At 72.0% G+C, this 5,449-nt stretch carries 4 protein-coding genes and 1 pseudogene; all 5 read right to left on the bottom strand.

The annotated features are described in order from the left end of the window. Nucleotides 1-980 (bottom strand): annotated as a pseudogene (locus GPJ59_RS32850) (hypothetical protein); the annotation flags it as partial. Between the two features lie 654 nt (nt 981-1,634). After that, nucleotides 1,635-2,537 (bottom strand): tRNA pseudouridine(55) synthase TruB, encoded by a 903-nt coding sequence (gene truB, locus GPJ59_RS32845; protein ID WP_219671571.1) that lies wholly within the window; start codon nt 2,535-2,537, stop codon nt 1,635-1,637. Beyond that, a complete protein-coding gene (gene rbfA / locus GPJ59_RS32840; protein WP_219671570.1) occupies nt 2,534-2,980 on the bottom strand; it encodes a 30S ribosome-binding factor RbfA in 447 nt (148 codons plus the stop codon). The genes truB and rbfA overlap by 4 nt, the downstream gene beginning before the upstream one ends. A 26-nt stretch (nt 2,981-3,006) precedes the next feature. Further along, complete coding sequence (locus GPJ59_RS32835; protein ID WP_219671569.1) at nt 3,007-3,300, bottom strand: DUF503 domain-containing protein; 294 nt, start codon at nt 3,298-3,300, stop codon at nt 3,007-3,009. Nucleotides 3,301-3,451: 151 nt separating this feature from the next. Continuing rightward, nucleotides 3,452-5,449: translation initiation factor IF-2 (infB, locus tag GPJ59_RS32830; RefSeq protein WP_219671568.1), on the bottom strand; the 1,998-nt coding region annotated here is incomplete at its 5' end.

Here is a 5,449-nt window from a genome sequence, read left to right as displayed (position 1 = left end):
GTTCCAGACGGCCACCGCTCGCCGCCCGCCGCCCCGGACAGCCACCGCTCGGCATCCACCGCCCCGGACGCCCGCCGCGCCTCGCCCGCCGTTCCAGACGGCCACCGCTCGGCATCCGCCGCCCCGGCCGACTGCCGCGCCTCGCCCGCCGTTCCAGACGGCCACCGCTCGGCATCCGCCAGCCCGGACGCCCGCCGCGCCTCGTCCGGCGTTCCAGATGGCCACCGTCCGTCGTCGGCCGCCCCCGGCGACTGCCGCACCCCGTCCGGTGTTCCAGAAGGCCACCGCTCGCCGCCCGACGCCCACCACTCGCCGTCCGCCGCCCCGGGCAACCGCCGCACCCCGTCCGGCGCCCCGGACGACCACCGTTCGGTGTCCGCCACCCCGGCCGACCGCCGCACCTCGCCCGGCACTCCAGACGGCAACCGCTCGCCGTCCGGCGACCCGGCCGACCGCCGCTCGGCGTCCGGCGCCCCGGGCGGCCACGGTTCAGCGTCGGGTGCCGCAGGCTGCCATCGTTCAGCGCCCCGCGCCCCCGACGGCCACCGCTCAGCGCCCGGCGCAGCAGACCGCCGCCGTCCGGTGGCCGGCTCCGCCGGCGACCCGGGGCCGGCCGTCGCAGCCGCCGGCGGTGCGGCCGGTACCTCCCCGAGGATTCGGGCCTGTCGCCAGCCCCGCGCCGCCAGGCGTACGTATCTGCCGGCCGGGAGCGGTTCGCGTACGGTCACCGGCAGTGGGCGTACGCCCAGGCCGTCGGTGCGGACGAGGGCCATCCCGGCCCAGGGCAGGTGCAGCACCGCCGATGCCTCGGCCACCCAGGTGCGCGGCGACGGCCCCGGGCCGTGCAGCACCACCCGGTCCAGGCCGGCCACGACGTCGTGGCCGGTCAGCACCGTCCCGCGGTCGTCGGCGACGAAGCCGCAGCCGCGCGGCCGCCCGGCGATGTCGCAGATCCGGACCAGCTCCCCCGTGACCTCCATCACACGACCGTAGGTCGACGAAGATCAGCAGGAAAAGCACACGAGGGGAAAGCGCCCCCTTACGCTCCCTCCATTCACTCCGAGCGCCTGCTCGGACGGGTGAATAGGGGCGCCCGGGTGGATAGAGACCTACCCGAGGGGGGTCGTGGAGCGGTGAGCAGCAGTACCGATGCGGTTCACCGCTCCACGTCGAGCGGGGCCCGGAGGGAACCGAGCGGAGCCCGGCGCAAGCCGAACAGGCGGCCGGGCCGGGCGCCCGGCGCAAGCCGAGCGGAACCCGACGCAAGCCGAACAGGCGGCCGGCCTGAACCGAGCGGAGTCCGCCCGGAGCCGAGCCGGGCCCGGCGGCCGCCGAGCAGCCCCCCGGAGCCGAGAAAACCCCGGGCCGAGCCGAGCAGCCTGCGGAAGCCGGGTCGGCGGCCGGCCGGAGCCGAGGCGCGCCGCGAGCCGAGCCGACAGCCGAGCGGGCCCCGGCAGGAGCCCAGTCGGCAGCGGCCGAAGCCGTGCGGACCTCAACGGGAACCGAGCGGGGCCCGGCGCAGGCCGAGCAGGGGGCCGGGCCGGGTGCCCGGCGCGAGCCGAGCGGGGTCCGGCCGGAGCCCGAGCAGGCGGCCGGAGCCGAGTCGGCAGGAAGTCAGGGCCCCGGGGGGAGCCTCAGGCGAAGACCGCCAGTGACTTGGCCTTGCCGCCCTTGCCCTCCACCAGGGCGAGCAGCTTGCCGTCCGGGCCGAACGCCGCGACCGGCTGCCCGGTCCCGTACTCGTCCGGCAGCTCCAGCCGTACGCCGTTGGCGAGCAGCGACGCCCGGCGGGCGTCCAGGTCCCAGCGCGGGAAGGCCGCGATCGCCGCCTCGGCGATCGGCATCACGGTCAGCTCCTCCTGGAGCTGGTCGAGGGTCCGGGCCTTGTCCAGCTTGTACGGGCCGACCCGGGTGCGGCGCAGCGCGGTGAGGTGTCCGCCGACGCCGAGGTCGGCGCCGAGGTCGCGGGCCAGGGCGCGGATGTACGTGCCGCTGGAGCAGACGACGGAGACGACCAGGTCGACGACCTTGGTGCCGTCCTCGGCCTGCGCCTCGCGCATGTCGTACACCTGGAACGACGAGACGGTGACCGGCCGGGCCGGGATCTCGAACTCCTCGCCCTCGCGGGCGCGCTTGTAGGAGCGCACACCGTTGATCTTGATCGCGCTGACCTTGGACGGCACCTGCATGATCTCGCCGGTCAGCTTGGCGATCCCCGCGTCCACGGCGTCCCGGGTGATCCCGGAGGCGTCGGTGGAGGAGGTGATCTCGCCCTCCGCGTCGTCGGTCAGGGTGTCCTGGCCGAGGCGGATCGTGCCGAGGTATTCCTTCTCGGTCAGCGCGAGGTGGCCGAGGAGCTTGGTGGCCTTCTCGACGCCGAGGACGAGCACGCCCGTCGCCATGGGGTCGAGGGTGCCGGCGTGGCCGACCCGGCGGGTCTTGGCGATCCCGCGCATCTTGGCGACCACGTCGTGCGAAGTGAAGCCGGACGGCTTGTCGACGATGACAAGTCCGTCCGGCGTGTGTGCCCTGCTCATTCCGCGGCTGCGTCCTCGTCCTCGCCCGGCTTCTTGTACGGGTCGGCCTCGCCGGCGTACGTGGCGCCCGAGGACGCCTCGCGTACGGCGGCGTCGGAGAGCCGCGCCTTGTCGAGGAGGTCCTCGATGGTCTTGGCGTTCTCCGGGAGCGCGTCCGCCACGAAGGTCAGGGTGGGCGTGAACTTGGTCCCCGCCGCCCGGCCGACCGCGGAGCGCAGGATGCCCTTGGCGCTCTCCAGGCCCGCGGCGGCACTGGCCCGGTCCTCGTCGTCGCCGTAGACCGTGTAGAAGACCGTGGCCTCCCGCAGGTCACCCGTGACCCGGGTGTCCGTGATCGTCACGTGCGTACCGAGGCGCGGGTCCTTGATGCCTCGCTGCAGCTTCTGGGCGACCACCTCCCGGATGAGGTCCGCCAGCTTCTTCGCCCGCGCGTTGTCGGCCACTGGTCCTTCTCCTTCTTTTCTTGCAATCAGTCTTCATCACCGTGGAGCCTGCGTCGCACCGACAGCAGCTCCACTTCCGGGCGTGCCGCGACCAGCCGCTCGCAGCGGTCGAGTACGTCCGACACGAACCCCGCGTCCCCGGACACCAGCGCGACCCCTATACGGGCCCTGCGGTGGAGGTCCTGGTCGCCCACCTCGGCCGCGCTCACAGAGAACTTGCGCTGGAGCTCGGCGACGATGGGCCGTACGACGGAGCGTTTCTCCTTCAACGAGTGGACGTCGCCGAGGAGCAGATCGAAGGACAGAGTCCCCACGTACATGCAGTAACCGGATCTCCCGCCGGTTCGGGTTCGGTGGCCTGCCAGCCAGCGCGTGGCAGGGACACCAGAACCGTACACGCAACGGCCGGGGCCGATCGACGGAAATTCCGCCGACCGGCCCCGGTCACGACACGGTACGAACCGCCACGCGTCAGACGCGCGGCTTCTCGCGCATCTCGTACGTCGCGATGACGTCGTCGACCTTGATGTCGTTGTAGTTGCCGAGGTTGATACCGCCCTCGAAGCCCTCGCGGATCTCGGTGACGTCGTCCTTGAAGCGACGCAGACCGACGATGTTGAGGTTCTCGGCGACGACCTTGCCGTCGCGGATGAGGCGCGCCTTGGTGTTGCGCTTGACCTCGCCCGAGCGGATGAGGACACCGGCGATGTTGCCCAGCTTGGACGAGCGGAAGACCTCGCGGATCTCCGCCGTACCCAGCTCGACCTCTTCGAACTCCGGCTTGAGCAGACCCTTCAGGGCCGCCTCGATCTCCTCGATGGCCTGGTAGATCACCGAGTAGTAGCGGACCTCGACGCCCTCGCGCTCGGCCATCTGCGTGGCACGGCCGGCCGCGCGGACGTTGTAGCCGATGACGATGGCGTCCGAGCCCATGGCCAGGTTGATGTCGGACTCCGTGACCTCACCGACGCCGCGGTGCAGGACGCGGATGTCGACCTCTTCGCCGACGTCCAGCTGGAGCAGCGAGGACTCGAGAGCCTCGACCGCACCGGACGCGTCACCCTTGATGATGAGGTTGAGCTGCTGGACCTCGCCGGCCTTGAGCACCTTGTCGAGGTCCTCGATGGACACCCGGCGGGTGCGCTTGGCGAAGTTGGCGTTGCGCTCGCGCGCCGCCCGCTTCTCGGCGATCTGGCGGGCCGTACGGTCCTCGTCCACGACGAGGAAGTTGTCGCCGGCGCCCGGGACGTTGGTCAGACCCAGGACCAGGACGGGGGTCGAGGGACCCGCCTCGTCGACGTTGTTGCCCTTGTCGTCGAGCATCGCCCGGACACGGCCGTACGCGTCGCCGACGACCATCGTGTCGCCGATGCGCAGGGTTCCGCGCTGGACCAGGACGGTGGAGACGGCACCGCGACCGCGGTCGAGGTGGGACTCGATCGCAATACCCTGCGCGTCCTGCTCCGGGTTGGCCCGCAGGTCGAGCGAGGCGTCGGCGGTGAGGACGACGGCCTCCAGCAGGGAGTCGATGTGCAGACCCTGCTTGGCGGAGATGTCGACGAACATGGTGTCGCCGCCGTACTCCTCGGCCACCAGGCCGTACTCGGTCAGCTGACCGCGCACCTTCACCGGGTCCGCGCCCTCGACGTCGATCTTGTTGACGGCGACGACGATCGGGACGTCCGCGGCCTTGGCGTGGTTGAGCGCCTCGACCGTCTGCGGCATGACACCGTCGTTGGCCGCGACCACCAGGATCGCGATGTCGGTGGACTTGGCACCGCGGGCACGCATGGCGGTGAACGCCTCGTGACCCGGGGTGTCGATGAAGGTGATGCGACGCTCTTCGTCGTTGACCTCGGTGGAGACCTGGTACGCACCGATGTGCTGCGTGATACCGCCGGCCTCGCCCGCGACGACGTTCGTCTTGCGGATCGCGTCCAGCAGTCGGGTCTTACCGTGGTCGACGTGACCCATGACGGTCACGACCGGCGGACGCGGCATGAGGAACTCCTCGCCGCCCTCGTCCTCGCCGAACTCGATGTCGAAGGACTCGAGCAGCTCACGGTCCTCCTCCTCGGGGCTGACGATCTGAACCGCGTAGTTCATCTCGTCGCCGAGGAGCTGCAGCGTCTCGTCGGAGACGGACTGCGTGGCCGTGACCATCTCGCCGAGGTTCATCATGACCGCGACGAGCGACGCCGGGTTGGCGTTGATCTTCTCCGCGAAGTCGGTGAGGGACGCACCGCGCGACAGGCGAATGGTCTCGCCGTTGCCGCGAGGCAGCATCACGCCGCCCACGGACGGGGCCTGCATGGCCTCGTACTCCTGGCGCCGCTGCCGCTTCGACTTGCGGCCGCGACGGGCCGGGCCGCCGGGACGGCCGAAGGCGCCCTGCGTGCCACCACGGCCACCGGGGCCGCCGGGACGACCGCCGAAGCCGGGACGACCGCCGCCGCCACCGGCCGGGCC

This window comes from Streptomyces bambusae (genome assembly GCF_019400985.1).
Classification (GTDB): domain Bacteria; phylum Actinomycetota; class Actinomycetes; order Streptomycetales; family Streptomycetaceae; genus Streptomyces; species Streptomyces bambusae_A.
Note: the sequence above shows the minus strand (reverse complement) of the source record. Positions and strands in the feature narration are given on the sequence as shown.

Bases quoted from the DNA above. Each gene is read 5' to 3' on its own strand.
- truB (WP_219671571.1), bottom strand. From the start codon at position 2,537: ATGAGCAGGGCACACACGCCGGACGGACTTGTCATCGTCGACAAGCCG.
- GPJ59_RS32835 (WP_219671569.1), bottom strand. From the start codon at position 3,300: ATGTACGTGGGGACTCTGTCCTTCGATCTGCTCCTCGGCGACGTCCAC.